16 protein-coding genes are annotated in these 19,278 nt (G+C 71.6%); 6 read left to right on the top strand and 10 right to left on the bottom strand.

Features of this window, described 5'->3' with window-relative positions; all coding sequences use genetic code 11:
* Positions 1–31 precede the first annotated feature (31 nt).
* A complete protein-coding gene (locus QA802_RS17895; protein WP_334523604.1) occupies positions 32–3,406 on the bottom strand; it encodes a S41 family peptidase in 3,375 nt (1,124 codons plus the stop codon).
* A gap of 241 nt (positions 3,407–3,647) precedes the next feature.
* On the opposite strand from QA802_RS17895, the gene QA802_RS17890 reads away from it, so the two are divergent.
* The 3 genes from QA802_RS17890 to QA802_RS17880 all read left to right on the top strand — a co-directional run bounded on the left by QA802_RS17890 (position 3,648) and on the right by QA802_RS17880 (position 7,491).
* Complete coding sequence (locus tag QA802_RS17890; protein ID WP_334523602.1) at positions 3,648–4,256, top strand: TetR/AcrR family transcriptional regulator; 609 nt, start codon at positions 3,648–3,650, stop codon at positions 4,254–4,256.
* A gap of 152 nt (positions 4,257–4,408) precedes the next feature.
* Positions 4,409–6,628 carry an MMPL family transporter gene (locus QA802_RS17885; RefSeq protein WP_334523599.1) on the top strand — a complete coding sequence of 740 codons (2,220 nt, stop codon included), beginning with the start codon at positions 4,409–4,411 and terminating at the stop codon, positions 6,626–6,628.
* A 308-nt stretch (positions 6,629–6,936) separates the two neighbouring features.
* Complete coding sequence (locus tag QA802_RS17880; RefSeq protein WP_334523596.1) at positions 6,937–7,491, top strand: lamin tail domain-containing protein; 555 nt, start codon at positions 6,937–6,939, stop codon at positions 7,489–7,491.
* A gap of 87 nt (positions 7,492–7,578) precedes the next feature.
* Here QA802_RS17880 and QA802_RS17875 read toward each other — a convergent pair whose 3' ends face one another.
* Complete coding sequence (locus QA802_RS17875; protein ID WP_334523593.1) at positions 7,579–7,773, bottom strand: hypothetical protein; 195 nt, start codon at positions 7,771–7,773, stop codon at positions 7,579–7,581.
* 451 nt (positions 7,774–8,224) lie between these two features.
* Here QA802_RS17875 and QA802_RS17870 point away from each other — a divergent pair, with 451 nt between their 5' ends.
* Together QA802_RS17870 and QA802_RS17865 are read left to right on the top strand one after the other, a co-directional pair.
* Positions 8,225–9,466, top strand: a complete 1,242-nt coding sequence (locus QA802_RS17870; RefSeq protein WP_334523591.1) for an acyltransferase family protein — start codon at positions 8,225–8,227, stop codon at positions 9,464–9,466.
* Positions 9,467–9,681: 215 nt separating this feature from the next.
* Positions 9,682–9,969 (top strand): DUF1876 domain-containing protein, encoded by a 288-nt coding sequence (locus tag QA802_RS17865; protein WP_334523589.1) that lies wholly within the window; start codon positions 9,682–9,684, stop codon positions 9,967–9,969.
* A gap of 9 nt (positions 9,970–9,978) precedes the next feature.
* Here the strand turns inward: QA802_RS17865 and QA802_RS17860 are convergent, their stop codons facing one another.
* The 6 genes from QA802_RS17860 to QA802_RS17835 all read right to left on the bottom strand — a co-directional run bounded on the left by QA802_RS17860 (position 9,979) and on the right by QA802_RS17835 (position 15,018).
* A complete protein-coding gene (locus QA802_RS17860; RefSeq protein ID WP_334523586.1) occupies positions 9,979–11,139 on the bottom strand; it encodes a serine hydrolase domain-containing protein in 1,161 nt (386 codons plus the stop codon).
* Positions 11,140–11,236: 97 nt separating this feature from the next.
* On the bottom strand, positions 11,237–11,641 hold the full coding sequence (locus QA802_RS17855; protein ID WP_334534718.1) for an organic hydroperoxide resistance protein: 405 nt from the start codon (positions 11,639–11,641) through the stop codon (positions 11,237–11,239).
* A 245-nt stretch (positions 11,642–11,886) separates the two neighbouring features.
* Complete coding sequence (locus tag QA802_RS17850; protein WP_334523584.1) at positions 11,887–12,357, bottom strand: MarR family winged helix-turn-helix transcriptional regulator; 471 nt, start codon at positions 12,355–12,357, stop codon at positions 11,887–11,889.
* A complete protein-coding gene (locus QA802_RS17845; RefSeq protein WP_443042137.1) occupies positions 12,354–13,193 on the bottom strand; it encodes an energy-coupling factor ABC transporter ATP-binding protein in 840 nt (279 codons plus the stop codon). Before QA802_RS17845 ends, QA802_RS17850 begins: the two co-directional genes overlap by 4 nt.
* The gene (cbiQ, locus tag QA802_RS17840) at positions 13,181–13,942 is read right to left on the bottom strand and encodes a cobalt ECF transporter T component CbiQ (RefSeq protein ID WP_334523581.1); all 762 of its coding nucleotides are present in this window, start codon (positions 13,940–13,942) and stop codon (positions 13,181–13,183) included. The genes QA802_RS17845 and cbiQ overlap by 13 nt, the downstream gene beginning before the upstream one ends.
* Positions 13,943–13,947: 5 nt before the next feature.
* Entirely contained in the window at positions 13,948–15,018 is a 1,071-nt protein-coding gene (locus QA802_RS17835) for an energy-coupling factor ABC transporter permease (protein ID WP_334523578.1), read from the bottom strand.
* Between the two features lie 230 nt (positions 15,019–15,248).
* Between QA802_RS17835 and QA802_RS17830 the strand changes: the two genes are divergently transcribed.
* Positions 15,249–15,638 carry an SsgA family sporulation/cell division regulator gene (locus QA802_RS17830; protein WP_334523575.1) on the top strand — a complete coding sequence of 130 codons (390 nt, stop codon included), beginning with the start codon at positions 15,249–15,251 and terminating at the stop codon, positions 15,636–15,638.
* Between the two features lie 11 nt (positions 15,639–15,649).
* Here QA802_RS17830 and QA802_RS17825 read toward each other — a convergent pair whose 3' ends face one another.
* Both QA802_RS17825 and QA802_RS17820 read right to left on the bottom strand, forming a co-directional pair.
* Positions 15,650–17,308, bottom strand: coding sequence for a penicillin-binding transpeptidase domain-containing protein (locus QA802_RS17825; protein ID WP_334523572.1), 1,659 nt, complete (start codon positions 17,306–17,308; stop codon positions 15,650–15,652).
* Between the two features lie 209 nt (positions 17,309–17,517).
* A complete protein-coding gene (locus tag QA802_RS17820) occupies positions 17,518–19,155 on the bottom strand; it encodes a penicillin-binding transpeptidase domain-containing protein (protein ID WP_334523569.1) in 1,638 nt (545 codons plus the stop codon).
* Positions 19,156–19,278: the final 123 nt, after the last annotated feature.

Genomic DNA, 19,278 nt, shown 5'->3' with positions numbered 1-19,278 from the left:
GGGCGCCCCGAGCGCGTCTCGACCCTTGCTCTCAACTCCTGCTCTCCGTGCCGCGCGGCGGCAGTGGCGGCCGGGACCGGTCGGGGACGACGGTGAGGTCCGGCGGGCTCGCCGGGGGCGTGACGGTGAGCAGGTCGAGGGCCAGCCGTACGGCGTCGTCGAGTTGGGCGTAGCGGCCCTCCGCCCAGTCGAGCGGGGTGCGCAGGGCCTCCAGGTCGGGGGTGACGCCCCGGTTCTCCACCGACCAGCCGTACGCGTCGAACCAGGCCGCGTTCATCGGGACGGTGATGACGGTGCCGTCGCCGAGCTGGTGGCGGCCGGTCATGCCGACCACGCCGCCCCAGGTGCGCTGGCCGACCACCGGGCCCAGCTTCAGCAGTTTGAAGGCGGCCGCGATCATGTCGCCGTCCGAGGAGGTCGCCTCGTCGGCGAGCGCCACCACCGGCCCGCGCGGCGCGTTCGAGGCGTACGACACCGGCTGGGCGCCTCGGGTGAGGTCCCAGCCGAGGATCGTGCGCGTCAGTTTCTCCACGACCAGCTCGCTGATGTGGCCGCCCGCGTTGCCGCGCACGTCCACGATCAGCGCGGGCCTGGACACCTCCATGCGCAGGTCGCGGTTGAACTGGGCCCAGCCCGAGCCGCCCATGTCGGGGATGTGCAGGTAGCCGCAGCGGCCGCCGCTCAACGCGCGGACGACGGCCCGGCGTTTGGCGACCCAGTCCTGGTAGCGCAGGGGGCGTTCGTCGACGAGCGGGACGACGGCCACCCGGCGTGCCCGGCCCGCCTCGCCCTCGGCCGGGGCGAAGGTGAGCTCGACCGTGGTACCGCCGGCCCCGGCCAGCAGCGGGTACGGGCCGGTCACCGGATCGACCGGCCGGCCGTCGACGTGGGTGAGCACCGCGCCCTCGCGGATGCCGGTGCCGGCCAGCGGTGAGCGGGCCTTGGAGTCGGAGGAGTCGCCGGGCAGGATCCGGCGGACGGCCCAGCCGGCGTCCCGGCGCACGAGGTTGGCGCCCAGCAGGCCCTGGAGGCGCTGGTAGTGCGGCGGCCCCTCGTTGCGGCGGGCGGCGGTGACGTAGGCGTGGGAGGTGCCGAGTTCGCCCAGTACTTCGCGCAGCAGGTCGGCGAACTCGTCGGGGGACGCCACGCGTTCGACGAGCGGGCGGTACTGGTCGAGCACCGCGTCCCAGTCGATGCCGCACATTCCGGGGTCCCAGAAGTAGGCGCGGATCAGCCGGCCGGCCTCCTCGTACGCCTGTCGCCATTCGGCGCCGGGGTCCACCTCGTGCAGGATGCGCCGCAGGTCGATCCAGACGGTGGAGTCGGGGTCCCCGGTCTCGGCCGACGGCACCGCCCGCAGGTCGCCCTCGTCGACGACGACCAGCCGGGTGCCGTCACCGCTGAGGGCGAACCAGTCGAGGTGGTCGACGAGTTCGGACTTCCTGGCCTTGCCGATGCTGAAGTGCTCCAGCGTCGGCCGGCCGCTGGTGTCGTCCGGGTTGGCGAACGTCTCGCCGAGCGCGCCGGAGATCGGCCAGCGCAGCCACACCAGTCCGCCGCCCGCGACGGGGTACATCGCGGAGTACTTGGACGCCGGCACGGGGAAGGGGGTGACCCGGCTCTCCAGCCCCTCGGCCTCGACGGTCACGGTCCCGTCGCCCGTCTCACCGCCCTCGCCGTCCTGCAGCGGGTCCAGCCCGCCGGCGGCCGGACGGCCCTCCGGGGTCAGCGCGAAGGGCGAGGGGGTGGCCGAGGACAGCGGCACCAGGTACGGGCGGCAGCCGAGCGGGAAGGACAGGTCGCCGGTGTGCACGTCGTACACCGGGTCGAAGCCGCGCCAGGACAGGAACGCGAGGTAGCGGCCGTCCCGGGTGAAGACCGGGTTCTCGTCCTCGAACCGGCCGTCGGTGACGTCGACGATCAGCCGTTCACCGTTCGCCGTGCCGGGGACGCGGGCCATCTTGATCTGCCGCAGGGAGCGGCCGATGCCCGGGTGCGACCAGGTCAGCCAGCTGCCGTCCGGTGAGAACGCGAGGTCGCGGACGGGCCCGTTGACCGAGGCGATCAGCTCGGTGACCTCGTCCTCCGCGGGCTCCCCGGGCTCCCCGGGCTCCCCGGGCTCCCCGGGCTCCCCGGGCTCCCCGGGCTCCCCGGGCTCCCCGAGGGAGCCGTCCTCGGGGTTCCGGCTCACGTCGACGAGCAGCAGCCGGCCGTCGTGCGAGGCGATCGCGAGCCGTTCGCCTTCCGGGTCGCACACCATCTCGAGGACCCGCCCGAGCCGTCCGGAGGCCAGCCGGCGCGGCGCGCGGTCGCCGCTGGCCCGCGGCAGGTAGGCGATCTCGACGGCGTCCTCGCCGTCGGCGTCGGTGACGTAGGCGACCTGGCCGCCGGGGCCGAGCATCTCCGGCAGCCGCACCCGCACCCCGGGGGTGTCGGTGATCGTCCGGGCGGGCCCGTCCCGGTGGGTCAGCCAGTAGAGGCTGCCGCGGACGACGACGGCGCTCGCGCGTCCGGTCTCGTCGACGGAGATGCCGTCCACGTGCTGGGCCGCCGGGATCTGGTAGGGCCGCCGCCCGGCCCGCGGCCCGCCGAGGCGCACGTCGAGGCGGCGCGGCGCGGAGCCGGCGGCGAGGTCGTCGACGATCCACAGCTCGCCGGCGCACTGGTAGACGACGCGGGTGCCGTCGCCGGCGGCGTGCCGGGCGTAGAAGGCGTCGTGGTCGGTGTGCCGGCGCAGGTCGGAGCCGTCGTGGGCGCAGGAGTACAGGTTGCCGACGCCCTCGTGGTCGGAGAGGAAGGCGATGCGGTCGCCGACGAAGAGCGGGCACGCGAGGTGTCCGTCGAGGCCTTCCAGCAGGCGCCGCCCGTGCAGCCACAGGCGTCCGGTGGCGCCGCCGCGGTAGCGCTTCCAGGCGGCCGGCTCGTGCGGGGGAGTGCCGGTGAGCAGGAGGGTGCGGCGCTCGCCGTCGACGTCGGCGACCTGGAGGTCGGAGACCGGGCCCCAGGGGAGCTTGCTGCCGGGCGAGCCGTCGGTGGGGACCTTGTAGGACCAGGTGAAGTAGGAGAACGGCTCGCCGTGGGAGGCGACGGCGAGGATGTCGGCGTTCCCGTCCGGGTCGGCGGGCGTCCAGCCGCGGACCTGGGTGTCGGAGCTGCCCCAGTACGTGAGGCGCCGACCCGGGCCGCCGTCCACCGGGAGCACGTGGATCTCCGGGACGAGGCTGCGCCAGCTCGTGTACGCGATGTGGCGGCCGTCGGGGGAGAAGCGGGGGTGTCCGGCCTTGGTGCGGTCGACGGTGAGCCGCCAGGCCCGCCGGGGGTCGTCGAGGGGGGTCAGCCAGAGGTCGTCCTCGGCCACGAAACACAACAGGTCACCGCTGAGATGGGGCAGACGCAGATAGCTCACCTCCCCATGCTTTTCCGGGGGATGGAACGGAGCAACTTATGGCAAAGGCGCGTCGCGAACGATCACGCGGCGATCACGTGGCGATCGCGCGGCGAGCGCGCCGGGGACCGGGTGGGCGACCGGATGGGCCGCCGGGTGAGCCAGGACACGTACGAAACAGTTTCGTTTCGAAGCTGGATGCGCTACATTCGGCGTGTACGAACAGGAGACTGTGGCGGTGCGGAGTGGAAGGGTGAGCGGAATGACCGAGGTCGCAACGGCGCGTCGCAGCCGCATCACTCCCGAGCGCGAGGCCGAGCTGTACGAGGCCGTGCTCGAACTGCTCCGCGAGGTCGGCTACGACGCCCTCACCATGGACGCCGTGGCCGCCCGCACCAGATCCAGCAAGGCGACGCTCTACCGCCAGTGGGGCGGCAAGCCCGAGCTGGTGGCGAAGGCGGTCCGTCACAGCAAGCCGGGCGGTTCCCTCGACGCGATCGACACCGGGTCGCTCAAAGGCGACATGCACGCCCTCACCCTGCGCTCGGACGACTGCCAGATGGAGCAGAACTCCGCGCTCATGCGAGGGCTGGCCATGGCCGTCCACGAGAACCCTGACCTGCTGAAGGCGTTCAGGGAACACCTCATCGAACCGGAGCTGGCCGCGTTCCGCCGGGTGCTGGCACGGGCGATCGACCGGGGGGAAGTCCGCGCGGACAACCCCGCGACCGAGTTCGTGATGCACATGATGATCGGCGCGTTCGCGGCCCGCACACTGCTCGACGAGCAGCCCCCGACGCAGGAGTTCCTCCTCTCGTACATCGACGCCGTGGTGCTCCCCGCCCTCTGCGCGCCGAACCCCTCCACCTGACCGTCCCCACGGTCCTCCCCACCACCTGACGTCACCGCTCACGTCGTCGGGCCGATCACCCCTGCCTCCCCGCCGGGGTGGTCAACCCTGCCCCCGGGCCCGCGCCGACAACCGCGGCCCCCACACCACGACCTGACCGGGAGTACGCCTCCGTGGCCACGTTCCTTTATCGACTGGGCCGGCTCGCCTTCCGCCGCCGCCACTTCGTCGCCCTCGTCTGGGTGGCGCTGCTGACCCTCGCAGGCGTCGGCGCCGCCTCCGCGCCCGCAGCCGGGACAACCTCCTTCTCCATACCCGGAGTCGAGGCCCAGAAGGCCTTCGACCTGCTGGAACAGCGCTTCCCGGGAGCCAGCGCCGACGGCGGGACCGGGCGCATCGTCTTCAAGGCGCCAGAGGGCCAGAAGATGACCGACGCCGCCAACAAGGCGACCGTCGACAGAGCCGTCAAGGCCCTCCAGGACGGCTCCGAGGTCGCCTCCGTCACCGACCCCTTCACCACGAACGCGGTGAGCAAGGACGGGACGGTCGCCTACACCTCCGTGAAGTACGACGTCCCCGGCATGGAGCTGAAGGACTCCACCCGGGACGCCCTCGAGGCGGCCGGCGAGTCTGCCCGGGCCACCGGACTGACCGTCGACGTCGGAGGCGACGCCCTCCAGGCCGGGGCCGACCCCAGTGCGATCGGCGAGGTCATCGGTCTCGCGATCGCCGCCGTCGTCCTCGTCCTCACCCTGGGCTCGCTGGTCGCGGCCGGACTGCCGTTGCTCACCGCGATCATCGGCGTCGGCATCGGCGTCTCCACCATCACCGCCCTCGCCAAGGCGCTCGACCTCGGCGACACCACCTCCACCCTCGCGCTGATGATCGGCCTCGCCGTCGGCATCGACTACGCGCTGTTCATCGTCTCCCGCTACCGCAGCGAGCTCGCCGAGGGCCGCGACCGCGAGGAGGCCGTCGGCCGTGCCGCCGGCACCGCCGGCTCGGCCGTGGTCTTCGCCGGTCTCACGGTCGTCATCGCCCTCGCGGGCCTCGCCGTCGTCAACGTGCCGATGCTGACCAAGATGGGCCTCGCCGCGGCGGGCACGGTCGTGGTCGCCGTCCTCATCGCGCTGACCATGATCCCGGCGCTGCTCGGCTACGCGGGCAAGAAGATCAGGCCCACCGGTGAGAAGCGCGGGGCGGCCGCCGCGAAGGGCGAGCAGTCCGGGCAGGCCGAGACCGCCAAGCCCGGGCTGGGCGTGCGGTGGGCGAGCTTCGTGATCCGCCGTCCGGCCGCCGTGCTGCTGCTCGGCGTGGTCGGTCTCGGCGCGATCGCCGTCCCGGCCACCCGGCTGGAACTGGGTCTGCCCGACGACGGCTCGCAGCCGACGTCCACGACGCAGCGCCGGGCCTACGACCTGCTGTCGGAAGGCTTCGGACCCGGGTTCAACGGTCCCCTGCTGATCGTGGTCGACGCCCAGAACAGCGACGACCCCAAGGCCGCGGCCACCTCGGTGACCGACGGGATCAAGAAGCTCGGGGACGTCGCGACGGTCACCCCGGCGGTCTTCAACAAGACCGGCGACACCGCCACGATCACCGTGATCCCCGGCTCCAAGCCGTCCTCGGCCCAGACCGAGGACCTGGTGCACGCCATCCGCGACCAGGGCGCCGACGTCAGGGCCGACACCGGCGCGCAGGTCCTGGTCACCGGCACCACCGCGATGAACATCGACTTCTCGCAGAAGCTCAACGACGCGCTGATCCCGTACCTGGGCCTGGTCGTCGGGCTGGCCTTCCTGCTGCTGATCGTGGTCTTCCGCTCCGTCCTGGTCCCGCTGAAGGCGGCCCTCGGCTTCCTGCTCAGCGTGCTCGCCGCGCTCGGCGCCGTCGTCGCGGTCTTCCAGTGGGGCTGGCTCGGCGGTCTGATCGGCGTCGAGGAGACCGGCCCGATCATGTCGATGATGCCGATCTTCATGGTGGGCGTGGTCTTCGGCCTCGCGATGGACTACGAGGTGTTCCTCGTGACCCGGATGCGGGAGGCGTACGTCCACGGCGAGAGCCCGAGCCAGGCCGTCGTCACCGGCTTCCGGCACAGCGCCAAGGTGGTGGCCGCCGCCGCGATCATCATGATGGCCGTGTTCGGCGGCTTCATCAGCTCCAGCGAGTCGATGATCAAGATGATCGGCTTCGGCCTCGCGATCGCCGTCTTCTTCGACGCGTTCGTCGTCCGCATGGCGATCGTCCCGGCGGTGCTCGCGCTGCTCGGCAAGCGGGCCTGGTGGCTGCCGAAGTGGCTGGACCGCGCCCTGCCCAACGTGGACGTCGAGGGCGAGGGACTGCGCACCCCCTCCGACGCGGGCGAAGAGGACCGCGAACTGGTCCGCGTCTGACGCGTCGGACCGCCTGAAAGACCGCCGGTGAGGGCTCCGTGGGGACGGGGCGCCCTCACCGGCCCTTTTATGCGCGCTTCCGGTCGTGACCCACTATCGGGTGACGGCCTCCCGTGCTCGGGCCGGACGGGGCCGGTGCCCCAACGGGTCCGGCGCCTTCAGGACATAGATGGACATGGAAGGCTACTGTCACCGGAATGTGCATGATTCGTAACGTGCAGCGGTATTGAGCCACTTGGGACGGGCCGGCTGGGTCACTCTGGTTCTGCGGCCGAGGGGCCGCACACCGCACCAAGCAAGGAGACCTTGTGTCCGTTTCCTCTGTTTCCGCCCGTCGTCTCACCGCCGTCGCGATCGTCGCCGCCGCTGTGACCGGGGCGGCGACACTGCCGGCGTCGGCCACCGCAGCCTCGCGTCCGAGCCGGCCGCAGGTGGAGATCAGCGCCGTGCACTACGACGCACCGGGTCGGGACGACCGCTCGGCCTTCTCCCTGAACAAGGAGTGGGTGGAGCTCACCAACACCACCCGTCACTCCGTGAACATGGACGGGTGGACGCTCTCCGACAACCGCGGCGACAAGTACACGTTCCGCCACTACCGGCTGGCCCCGCGCGCCACGGTCCGCGTCCACACCGGCGTGGGCCGCGACACCCGCAGCGACCTGTACCAGGACCGCCGTCGCGAGGTGTGGGACAACCGCGCCGGCACCGCCACCCTGCGTGACGACCACCGCCGCCAGGTGGACCAGGAGTCGTGGGGCCACAACCGTCACCACGGCAACGACCGCCACGGCAACGACCGTCACCACGGCAACGACCGTCACCACGGCAACGACCGTCACCACGGCAACGACCACCGCTGATCCGGTCCCACCGCGCGCGGCGCGCCCGACCCCTTCCGGGGCGGGCGCGTCGCCGTGTCATGCCGCGGGTCCGCCCGCGGCCCGTGCTCAGCCGGTGAAGGTGATGTACACCTTCTCTGGCAGCAGGGCGATGGCCCGCTCGTCCGCGGTGTCGACGGCCCAGCCGGTGTCGGAGACCGGACAGGGGTCGCGGTCCCACCGTCCCGGCCCGCTGCCCACGCGAAGCGCGGCGGCCGGCGCGTGGGCACGACCGAGCCGGTCGGCGACCTTCCGCAGCAGCACGACGCCCGCCTGCCCGACCAGATTCCTGCCGTCGGCCCGCCCCGCGAGCCGACTGTCCCAGCTGGTGACTTTCCCTCCGAGGGCGCCTCTCCCTGACGACGGTTTTGATCTGGACAGTCCAGACCGTCGCAAATGGGAGGCGCCCTTGTGCTGTCAGGGCGTCAGCTCACCTTCCCGGCTGAACACATGAGGTCAACATCACACTCTGTCCGCAGGACACGCACCATTACAACGAACTGCCCCAGTCCTACCAGGGGTCAGCGAACCTACAGAAGACCGGCAGTGACGGAGCATCAGTGCCATTCGGGCGGCTGGTCGGCGCACAGTGCGAGGCACATGTCTCCCGGCTCCGCTGCGCCCGCCCGTCGCCGTGCGGCTCCCGCGATGAAGCAGGATACCGTTGGCTCGCTTGGCCTATTGAATGACTGTCTCAACAAAATCAGGGAATCTCATGCCTGGCGATTTCACGCTGCGCTGGTCCCACGGCAGCGTCGGTGAGCTGCTCACCGGCCGCAACAACAGCCTGGGCCTGCTGAGGCTGTGCCTGGCGCTGGCCGTGGTCCTATCGCACGCCCGCGTCCTCGGCTACGGCGGGAAGGAATACCTTCACAGTTTCAGTGGAGGCCAGGCCGACCTCGGCAAACTCGCGGTCTACGGCTTTTTCGTGCTCTCCGGGATCCTCGTCACTCGCAGCGGTGGCCGCCTCCCTGTCGGCCGCTTCCTCTGGCACCGGGTCCTGCGCATCCTGCCGGGGTTCTGGGTTTGCCTTCTGGTCGCCGCCTTCGTCATAGCCCCGTACCTGTACTGGCGTGTCCACTCCACGCTCAACGGCTTCAACGGACCCCGCGGCCCACTCGACTACATACGGGTCAACTGGGCCGTCTCGACGAACCAATATGACGTAGCAGACATAATGACCCGTGCGCGCTCAGCCGGCCAGGTCCACAACACAGCCTTCAACGGGGCGCTGTGGAGTCTGCGGTATGAATTCCTCTGCTACCTCGCCGTGGCCACCCTCGCATTCGCCGGCATCCTGACGCGGGCCCGCCGAGCCGTCTTGCTGATAACGGTGGTGCTCGGTTGGTTGGTCGTACGTCAGGCAAGCACGGGCCGCTACTGGGCCGGCCCGTACGATGCCCGCTACCTGCAAGACATCCACATTTTCCCCTTCGCGCCGTTCGGCACGTCATTCGTCATCTATCTCGGTTTCGCCTTCGCCCTGGGCGCGCTCATCGAGGTCTATCGCGAACGGATACCTGTCAGCGATCCCTTGGGCTTCGCTTCCCTGGCCGTCCTGCTCGGCAGTCTCCACTACGGCTACCTCTTCACAGTGGGCATTCCGGCCTTCGCCTACCTCTTGGTGTGGCTCGCCATCCGCCTGCCCGCTTCCTTCCGGCGCGTCGGTGCCCGCAACGACTACTCGTACGGAATTTACATATACGGCTTTCTCGTCCAGCAGACTCTTGCCATGCTCGGCTACAACCGGTGGGGTATGCCTGCCTATCTTTCCCTGACCCTGGTCGTCACCCTGCTGTTCGCCGTTGCGTCCTGGCACCTCGTCGAACGCCCGGCCATGCGACTGAAAGACCTCCGCTTCGGCAAGGACCGTCACGACAGGAATGGCCCCGTTCCGGTGATCGGCAGGCGAGTGGTCCCGGCGTCGGTCGCCGAGGCTGTTCCTGCGCAACGGTAGGACGGTGCGCGTGCCGCACGGAGCAGCAGGGTGAGGGCGGCAGGCCGGCACGGCGGGCGATCGTGACGGCTTCGGTTGAAGGCGGTCGGCGTCGCCGTGCCGGACGGCATGCGCCTGCTGAGCCGACGGGGCTACGAGCGGCGCGGGCCGCCCGCTGGGTGCGGTCGCCCGCTCCGAGGAGCACCCTGGAAGCAGAGGCTTCGGAGGTGACCGTCATGACCCGCACCGCAACGCGCACCGCAGTCGGCTGGCATGTCGAGCTGGAGTTCGAGGAAAACGACCGGCACACGCGCGCGGCCGCGCTGGTACGGCTGCCCGACGGGACCGAGGTGCGGTCCCAGGGCCACGCCAGCCGGCACACCGTGGACGCCGACCAGCCACGGGTCGGCGAGGAGATCGCCGGCGCCCGGGCGCTCAACGACATCGCCATGCAGCTGCTGACCAAGGCGCACACCGAGATCGACGACGCCTCGGGACGGACGTCGCACTCGATCAACGTGTAGACGTCGCCGTCACGCCATCGCCGTCCGCAGTGCCCGGAGCAGCGCCTGTGCCCGCGGGTCCGCCGTCACGCTCGATCGGAAACCGTTGGTGACATAGGCGAAGGCGATCCCCGACTCGGGGTCGGCGAGGCCGAGGGCGCCGCCGCGGCCCGGGTGGCCGAAGGCGCGGGGGGACAGCAGCGGGGAGGCTGCGCCGTGCAGCATCGGGCCGAGGCCGAACCGGGTGTGCACCACCAGGACCCGGTCCGGCCCCGACGACTGCTCGCCGCGCGCCAGTTCCACCGTCTCCGGCCGCAGCAGCCGCACCCCGCCCTCCACCTCGCCGATCAGCGACGCGTAGAAGCGGGCCAGGCCGTCGGCGGTCGCGATGCCGTTGGAGGCGGGCAGGGCGGCGGCCCGGTACGCGGCGTCGTTCTCGTCGGGCAGCGGGGTGATCGCGGCGAAGGCGCGGCGGGTGAGGGAGGCCGGATCGGCGTAGGCGGCGGTGACGGCGGGCTTGGGCCGGGTCTTCAGCGCGCCGGTCTGCGCCGGGGCCGCCACCTTCCCCACGCGCCCCGCACGCCCGCCCCGTGCCGCCGGCAGTCCGAGCCACAGGTCGGCGCCGACCGGCCCGGCGATCTCGTCGGCGATCCACTCGCCGACCGGCCGTCCGGTGATCCGCCGCACCAGCTCGCCCGTCAGCCAGCTGTAGGTCTGCGCGTGGTAGCCGTGATCCGTCCCGGGCTCCCAGGCCGGCGCCTGCGCCGCGACCGCCGCCGCGCCGAGGTCGGGGTCGGTGGCCTCGGCGGGCGTCAGCGGCCGGTCGAGGACCGGCACGCCCGCGCGGTGCGCGAGGACGTGCCGCACGAGGGTGCGCTCCTTGCCGGCCGCCTTGTACTCGGGCCAGTACGTTCCCACCGGCGCGTCCAGGTCCAGCTCGCCGCGCTGGTGCAGCAGCAGGAGGCCGGCGGCGACCACGCCCTTGGTCGCCGAGCGCACGATCTGGGCGGTGTCCCGCTCCCAGGGGGCCGTGCCGTCGACGTCCTTCGTGCCGCCCCAGAGGTCGACGACCTTGCGGCCGTCCCGGTAGACGGCGACCGCCGCGCCCCGGTCGCCGAGGACCTCGAAGTTCCGTGCGAACGCCTCCCGGACCGGCTCGAAGCCCTCGGCCACCGCACCGTTCACGTCCACGCCCGCACGCCCTCTCGCAGATCGCCTTCAAGCGACGTCACATCGCCTTCAACTCCTCGGGGAACGCCCGGGGCGAGCCTGTGATTCCTGCGCCACGTCAGCCGAGAAGGATCGTTACGTCGATGTTGCCGCGGGTGGCGTTCGAGTACGGGCACACCTGGTGCGCCGCGGCGACCAGCTTCTCCGCGAGGCCCGGGTCCAGGACGGGGAGCGAGACGCTGAGCGCCACCGCGAGCCCGTAGCCCTTGCTGCTGTTGGGGCCGATCCCGACCTTGGCCGCCACCGTCGACCCCGCGAGGTCGTAGCCCGCCCGGTTGCCGACCAGGATCAGCGCGTTGTGGAAGCAGGAGCTGTAGCCGGCCGCGAAGAGCTGCTCCGGGTTGGTGCCGTTGCCGTCGCCGCCCAGCTGCGGCGGCATCGCCACCTTCAGTTCGATCTGGCCGTCCTGACTGGTCACGAACCCGTCGCGGCCCCCGTGCGCGGTGGCCTCGGCGACGTACATGATCTTCGTCGGCCGGGTGTCGGCGATGCCGTTCGTCCCGGCGGCCTCGTTCGCCCCGGCGGTCTCGGTCGTCGTGCCGACTGCGGCGCCCTCTGTCACGGCGGTCCCTCCCCAAACATCTTCCCCGATTACATCGTGCACAAGGTACCGGCCGGTAGGTAGGCGTGTCCGGGGCAGGGGCAAGTAACCCGCGGTAACTCTGTGTGGGGCCGCGGAGCTGTCCGGCCGGCCGGACAGGGCCGGTACTAGCGGGCCCGCTCCGCCGTCGGGTGCGCCCGCTCCGCGAGGCCCCACAGCTCGTCGCGCAGCCGCGCGACCTCCGCCGTCTCCAGCCCCGTCGACGCCAGCAGCGCCCCGGGGACGCGCTCCGCACGCCCCTTCAGCTCCTCGCCGGGGCCGGTGCACGCCACCAGGACCGAGCGCTCGTCTTGCGCCGAGCGCTCCCGGCGCACCAGCCCCGCCGCCTCCAGGCGCTTCAGCAGCGGCGACATCGTGCCGTAGTCCAGCCGCAGCGCCGACGCCAGGTCCTTGACCCTCGTCTCGCCGCGCTCCCACAGCACCAGCAGCACCAGGTACTGCGGGTAGGTCAGGCCCAGCTCGTCCAGCAGCGGCCGGTAGGCGGCCGTCACCGCGCGCTGGGCCGCGTACAGCGCGAAGCACAGCTGCTCGTCGAGGAGCAGCAGCGAGCGGTCGGCGGCGGTTTCCTCGTCAGTCACGCGCCCATTGTCGCGGAGCGCGGGTCGAACCCGAAGGGCAGCTCCAGCCGGTGGGCGCGCATGAGGGTGTCGTCGGCGAGCAGCTCGCCCGTCGGGCCGTCCGCCGCGATCACGCCCTCGCTGAGGATCAGGGCGCGCGGGCAGAGCTCCAGGGCGTACGGCAGGTCGTGCGTGACCATCAGCACCGTGACGTCCAACGCCCGCAGGATGTCGGCCAGTTCGCGGCGCGAGGCGGGGTCGAGGTTGGAGGACGGCTCGTCCAGGACGAGGATCTCCGGCTCCATCGCGAGGACCGTCGCGACGGCCACCCTGCGCCGCTGCCCGAAGGAGAGATGGTGCGGCGGACGGTCCTTGAACTCCGCCATGCCGACCTGCGCGAGCGCGTGGTCGACCCGCGCCTCGAGGGCAGCCCCCTTCAGTCCGGCCGCCGCCGGTCCGAACGCCACGTCCTCGCGGACGGTCGGCATGAACAGCTGGTCGTCCGGGTCCTGGAAGACGATGCCGACCTTGCGCCGGATCTCGGCCAGGTGCCGCTTGCCCACGGGCAGTCCGGCCACCGTCACGGCGCCGGTTCCGCCGGTCAGGATGCCGTTGAGGTGCAGCACGAGCGTCGTCTTGCCGGCGCCGTTCGGTCCGAGCAGCGCGACCCGCTCCCCGCGCGCGACGGAGAAGTCCACGCCGAACAGGGCCTGGTGGCCGTCGGGGTAGGCGAAGGCCAGACCGGCCACCTCGAGGGAGGCCGGCCCGTCGAGGGAGGCCGGCCCGTCGGGGGAGGCCGGCCCGTCGGGGGAGGCCGTCAGGTCGGGCGAGGGCGTCACATCAGTCACAGCGTCCATCCCAACACGCAGACGACGAGGGCGGCGAACGGGAGGGTCAGCGCGTACGACCACTGGGCCCGGGACGCGGTCACCTCGTCGATCACCGGCATGGATCCGGCGTACCCCCGGCTGATCATGGCCAGGTGCACGCGTTCGCCGCGCTCGTAGGAGCGGATGAACAGCGCGCCCGCCGACTTCGCGAGCACTCCCCAGTGCCGCACCCCGCGGGCCTCGAAGCCGCGTGACTCCCGGGCGATCCGCATGCGCCGCATCTCGTCCGCGATGACGTCGCCGTAACGGATCATGAAGGAGGCGATCTGCACGAGCAGCGGCGGCAGTTTCAGCCGCTGCAAACCGAGCAGCAGCTCCCGCAGTTCGGTGGTGGACGCCAGCAGCACGGACGCGGCGACGCCCAGGGTGCCCTTCGCAAGCACGTTCCAGGCGCCCCACAGTCCGTCGACGCTGAGGGGCAGTCCGAGGACGTCCACCCGCTCGCCCTCCGCCACGAACGGCATCAGCACGGCGAACGCCACGAACGGCGCCTCGATCAGCAGCCGCTTCAGCAGGAGCCGGGCGGGCACGCGCGCGCGATGCGCGACGAAGGCCAGCAGCAGCGCGTACAGGCCGAACGCCCACATCGCTTCCCGGGGCGTCGACACCACGACGACCACGAACGCGAGGACGGCGGCGAGCTTGGTGTGCGGCGGCAGACCGTGCACGGGCGAGTGTCCGTGCAGATACAGCCGGTGGGCGTGGCCTGCTCCCATGGCCGTCAGACGTTCTCTGCGACCGTGGGCGACGCGTCGTCCGCGCCGCGCCGCCTGCGCACCGTCCAGAACACGGCGCTGCCCCCGACGACGGTCACGCCGACGCCGATGACGCCGGCGAGGCCGCCGGACAGGCGGGCGTTCGTCACGTCCTTGACGCCGTAGTCGGCGAGCGGGGAGTCGGAGGCGGCGTGCTTCTCGGTCTTCGCGTCGATGCCCTTGTCGGCGGCGACCTTCTCCAGGCCGTCGGGGCTCGCGGAGGCGTAGAAGCTGACGAACCCGGCCAGCACGAGGGAGGTGACCAGACCCGCCGCCCACAGCGTGCGCCGGGACGTGCGCGCCGCCACCGGGGCGACGGGCCCGCCGCGCGCCCCGTCGGCCGCGGGCGCGTCGACGAGTTCGCCGTTCACCCGCAGCCGCAGTGTCTGCCGCAAATCGCGGGCGCCGTGGACGAGGTCCGGCCGCACCGCGAGCACGGCGCCCACGGTCAGCGCGGTGATCACGGCCTCGCCGACGCCGATCAGCACATGCACGCCGATCATGGCGGTGGCGACCTTGCCGATGGCGACGTCGGTGGTGCCGCCGATCCAGTACAGGAACGTGAAGGCCACGGCGGCGGCGGGCACGGACAGCACGGCGGCGACGAAGGACGCGGCCGTGACGGACCGGCGGCCGCGCGGCAGCACCTTCACCAGGCCGCGGAAGACGGCGTACGCGACGACCGTCGTCACGATGGCCATGTCGGTGATGTTCACGCCGAGGGCGGTGAGCCCGCCGTCGGCGAAGAGCACGCCCTGCATGAGCAGGACGACGGACACGCAGAGGATCCCCGTGAAGGGACCCACGAGTATCGCGGCGAGCGCACCGCCGAGCAGATGGCCGCTGGTCCCCGCCGCGACGGGGAAGTTGAGCATCTGGACGGCGAAGATGAAGGCCGCGACGAGGCCGGCCAGTGGCGCGGTCCGGTCGTCGAGCTCACGGCGCGCGCCGCGCAGGCTCACGGCGATGGCGCCGGCGGCGACCACACCGGTCACGGCGGAGGTCGGGGCGTCGATGAATCCGTCGGGTACGTGCACCCGACGATGATAGTGGCTTGATGCGAACGATTCGCAAGAGCGAGAAGCTTGTGCATCGCCGGCGCGCTGCAACGCGTGGCGGTGTGTTGCGGTGCGTCACGGTGTGCCGCGCCGCATCGCGCAGATGAGGTAGACACGCCCGGAGGGGCGTAATGCGGAAAATATGGGACATTGGAGGGGAGTGGACGCACAGCTTCCGCACAGGTAACGCTGCGTGAGAGGGTTGGCCGATGTCTGTAGTCGAACAGTACGCGCGAGCCCATATCGTCACGGACGCCGACCAGGTCGAGGAGGAACGGACGGCCGTTCCCGTCGTCCTGCGCTACGACCCGGACAGCGACCCCCGCTCGGTGCGGGTCGGACTGCCCGACCGGCACGAGTGGACGTTCTCCCGCAAGCTTCTCGAACAGGGCCTGCGTGCCCCGGCCGGCACCGGAGACGTGCGCGTGTGGCCGTGCGGACGCGTCCAGGCCATCGTGGAGTTCCACTCCGAGCACGGCGTCTCGGTCGTCCAGTTCGAGTCGAAGACGCTGGTGCGGTTCCTGCGCCGCACCTACACGGCCACCGCCGCCAAGGCCTCGGCCAAGGCCTCGGCGCGCCAGCAGCCCGTCAGCCCCTAGGGCTGTGGCCGTCAGCCGCCCAGACGCAGCAGCGACGCGACGATCGGACCGGCCGTGTCCCCGCCGTGGCCGCCCGCCTGGACGACGCCCGCGGCCGCCAGGTCGCCCCGATAGGCGGTGAACCAGCCGTTGGGCTTGTCCTGGTTGTCGACCTCCGCGGAACCCGTCTTGGCGCCGTAGTCGGGGCCGAGGCCCGACATCGCCTCGGCGGCGGTGCCGGCCGCGGCGGTGTAGTTCATCAACTCCCGCAGCTGGGACAGCGTGGACGCCGACATCGTGCGGGAGGCCTTCGCCAGCGTGCGGTCGTCCACGGACGGGGCGACCAGGTACGGCTGGTGGAAGGAGCCCGACTTCACGGTCGCGGCGACCGACGCCATGTTCAGCGGGTTCATCCGGACCCCGCCCTGCCCGATCAGCGAGGCCGCCATCTGCGCCTTCGACTGCACCGGCACCGAACCGTCGAAGGACGGCACGCCGATCGCCCAGTCGTTCATCGACAGACCGAACACCTGCTGCGCCTGCTTGGTCAGGCTGTCGTCGTTCAGCTCCGGCGCCTGGCTGATGAAGGCGGTGTTGCAGGAGCGCGCGAAACTCGCCTTGAACGTGCCGCCGGTGATCTCGAAGTCGTCGTCGTTGTGGAACTTCCAGCCGCCGTAGGTGAAGGTCTTGGGGCAGGGGTGCGTCTTGTCCGCCGACGCCAGGTCCTTCTCGATGAGCAGCGACGACGTGATGACCTTCATCGTGGAGCCGGGCGCCAGCGCGCCGTTGAACGCGGTGTTGAAGCCGTGACCGGCGTTGGCCACCGCGAGGATCTCGCCCGTGGAGGGGCGCAGTACGACGACCGACGACTTCGCGGTCTTCGCCACCTGCTGCTCGGCGGCCGCCTGGAGGCCCGGGCTCAGCGTGGTCTTCACGGTGCCCGGAGTGCCCTTGCTGAGCTCCAGCAGCGTCTTGTCGGAAACCTTCTTGGCCTTGGCCGCCTTGCCGCGGACGACCTGGAGCTCGACGCCCGCCTTGCCGCCCGCCTTCTTGCCGTACTTCTCCCGCAGCCCGTCCAGCACCGGCGCCAGCGAGGGGTACTTCGCGGTCGTCAGCTCTCCGCCGTCGCGGTCGACGGCCTTGACCGGCGGGGTGCCGGCCGGGCCGGTGACGAGCCGGTCGCCGTCCTGCAGATCCGGGTGGACGACCGACGCGTGCCAGTCGACCTGCGCCTTGCCGTTCTTCGGGTTGCGGACCACGGTGAGCGAGCCGGTGTACGACAGCGGCTTGCTGACGTCCTTGTACGTCACGGTGCCCTTCACCGAGAACGGGACCCTGGCGCCCGTGGCCTGGCCGGCGCTGAGGGCGACGCCGGTGACATGGGCGTCCTTGGCGTAGCCGGTCAGCAGGGCGGAGGCGGCCGCGGCGTCGTCCGTGGCGGCGGCCGCCTGGGCCACCTTGCCCCCCTGCCAGGCCGTGAGGAACCGCTCGGCCACGGTCTTGGCCTCGGCCGCCGACGGGGGGTCGGTCCGGATCCACAGCGCCTGCTTGCCGTCGTCGGCCGCCGCCCCGCCGACGTACAGCGCGTAGACGCCGAAGCCGGCGCCCGCGACCACGACGGCGATCATGCCGCCGGCCACGACGGGACGCCGCTTGCCGCGCTGCTCTTCGACGCGCCTTCTCTTGCCCACTGCGTGCGATCCTCCGGATCCCCAGGGGCTTCCCCCCGCCCCACTGCCCTCGTTGCCCTCACCGACCCCAACGACGGCAACAGCCTAGAGTCCCGTCCTGTGGGTTTGACGTCATAGGTGACGTCGGCCACTCCGATTTCGGTTTCAGCCGGCCCCCCTCGCTCCCGTTCCGGTTGCGGTTTCAGCGGCCCGCTGCTCCGGTTGCGGTTTCAGCCGGCCTGCAGCACCCGCACGACGATCGGCCCCGACGCGTCGACGCCGTGGCCGCCGTCCTGGGTCATCGCGGCGGCCGCGACGTCGCCGCGGTAGCCAGTGAACCAACTGTCGGACCGGGCCTGCCCGTCGACCTCGGCGGAGCCGGTCTTCGCGCCGATGCGGGAGCCGCTCAGCCCGGCCATCACCTCGGCCGCGGTGCCGCTGGTCGCGGTCCGGTTCATCATGGAGCGCAACTGCTGGACGGTGCTCGACGACAGCCCCTTCGCGTGGGCCGGGTCGCGGTCGTCGAGGCTCAGCGGCACGATCACCGGCTGCCGGAAGACGCCGGTCATCGCGGTCGCCGTCACCGACGCCATGTTCAGCGGGTTCATCTGGACCTTGCCCTGGCCGATCAGGCCGGCCGCGGTGTCCGGGCCGCCCGCGGCCGGGACCGAGCCGTCGAACGAGGGGATGCCGGTCTGCCAGTCGAGGCCGATCCCGAAGCGGTCCCGGGCCTCGTTCGTCAGCGAGTCGACCTTCACCTCGTCCGCGAACTTCACGAACGCCGTGTTGCAGGAGCGGGCGAAGCTCTCGGAGAGGGTCGCGCCCTCGTTGGGCTTCATGCCCTTGATGTTCTTGAAGGTCTGGCTCTCGGACACGGCCGAGGACGGGCAGGGCGCGGGGCCGTTCGCGGTGGTGAGCCCGTTGTCGATGAGGGTGGCCGCGCTGATGATCTTCATGGTGGAGCCGGGCGCGACCTCGCCCAGGAACGCGGCGTTCCAGCCGTCGGTGCGGTTGTTGGCGACCGCCAGCACCTCGCCGGTGCTCGGCTTGATCGCCACCACCGAGGACTCGGGGTACTTCTGGACCGCCTTCTCCGCCGCCGCCTGCACGCTCGCGCTGAGCGTGGTGGGCAGCTTGCCCGCCTTGCCCTCGGCGAGCGTCAGCAGCGAGGTGTCGGCGGTGTCGGGGGTGGCGTGCCGGATCGCCAGCTCGATGCCCGGCGTCCCGCCCGCCTTCGCCCCGTACTTGGTGCGCAGCTGGTCCAGGACCGGCCCCAGGGAGGGGTACTTCTCCTTTGTCAGCACCTTGCCGTCCCGGTCCACGGCCTCGATCGACGGCGCCGACGAGTCGCCTGTGACCAGGGTGTCGTCCATGTTCTTCAGCGCGGGATGGACGACCGACGGCTGCCAGTCGACCAGCGCCTTGCCCGTGCTGACGCCCCGCACGACCGTCAGCCGGCTCCGGTAGGCGAGCGGCTTGGACTTCCCGTCGAAGGACACCGTGGCTTTCACGGAGAAGGGCACGGTGTCGCCGACGGCGTTGCCCGGTGTGATCTTCACGCCGGTGATGTGCGCGGCCTGGCCGTACGAGGTCAGCAGCGGCCCGGCCTTCTCCGCGTTGTTGGTGAGGTCGGCGGCGGCCGCGGCCTGTCCCTTCTCCCAGGCGGCGAAGAACGCGGCGCTGGTCTTCTTCACCTCGGAGTCGCTCGGCGGTCCGCTCTTCACGGCCACCGGCTCGGCGCCTCCCGGCCCGCCGCTCCCGCCGGTGTCGCTCAACGCGTTCACGATGTTGAACGCTCCGTAGCCGGCCCCGCCCACCATCACGACGAACACCGAGCCCACGATCGCCGCCTTGGCACCCTTGCGCATGGTCCGCGCCCTCCCCGTCCTCCCCGTGGCGACCCTCGCGGGCCCTTTCTGAACGCGTTCAGAAATCTGCGCTCAGCCTCACAGTAAGCGCTCCCAGGGCATGCGGGGCAAGAGTTTCCGCAA

Origin of the sequence: Streptomyces sp. B21-105 (assembly GCF_036898465.1) — a bacterium.
GTDB lineage: Bacteria > Actinomycetota > Actinomycetes > Streptomycetales > Streptomycetaceae > Streptomyces.
The sequence above is the reverse complement of the archived record's forward strand: the minus strand, read 5'-3'. Positions and strand labels throughout refer to the sequence as shown.

Coding starts and splice junctions, on each gene's coding strand:
- QA802_RS17890 (WP_334523602.1), top strand. CDS start 3,648: ATGACCGAGGTCGCAACGGCGCGTCGCAGCCGCATCACTCCCGAGCGC.
- QA802_RS17870 (WP_334523591.1), top strand. CDS start 8,225: ATGCCTGGCGATTTCACGCTGCGCTGGTCCCACGGCAGCGTCGGTGAG.
- QA802_RS17865 (WP_334523589.1), top strand. CDS start 9,682: ATGACCCGCACCGCAACGCGCACCGCAGTCGGCTGGCATGTCGAGCTG.
- QA802_RS17855 (WP_334534718.1), bottom strand. CDS start 11,641: ATGTACGTCGCCGAGGCCACCGCGCACGGGGGCCGCGACGGGTTCGTG.
- QA802_RS17845 (WP_443042137.1), bottom strand. CDS start 13,193: ATGGACGCTGTGACTGATGTGACGCCCTCGCCCGACCTGACGGCCTCC.
- cbiQ (WP_334523581.1), bottom strand. CDS start 13,942: ATGGGAGCAGGCCACGCCCACCGGCTGTATCTGCACGGACACTCGCCC.
- QA802_RS17830 (WP_334523575.1), top strand. CDS start 15,249: ATGTCTGTAGTCGAACAGTACGCGCGAGCCCATATCGTCACGGACGCC.
- QA802_RS17820 (WP_334523569.1), bottom strand. CDS start 19,155: ATGCGCAAGGGTGCCAAGGCGGCGATCGTGGGCTCGGTGTTCGTCGTG.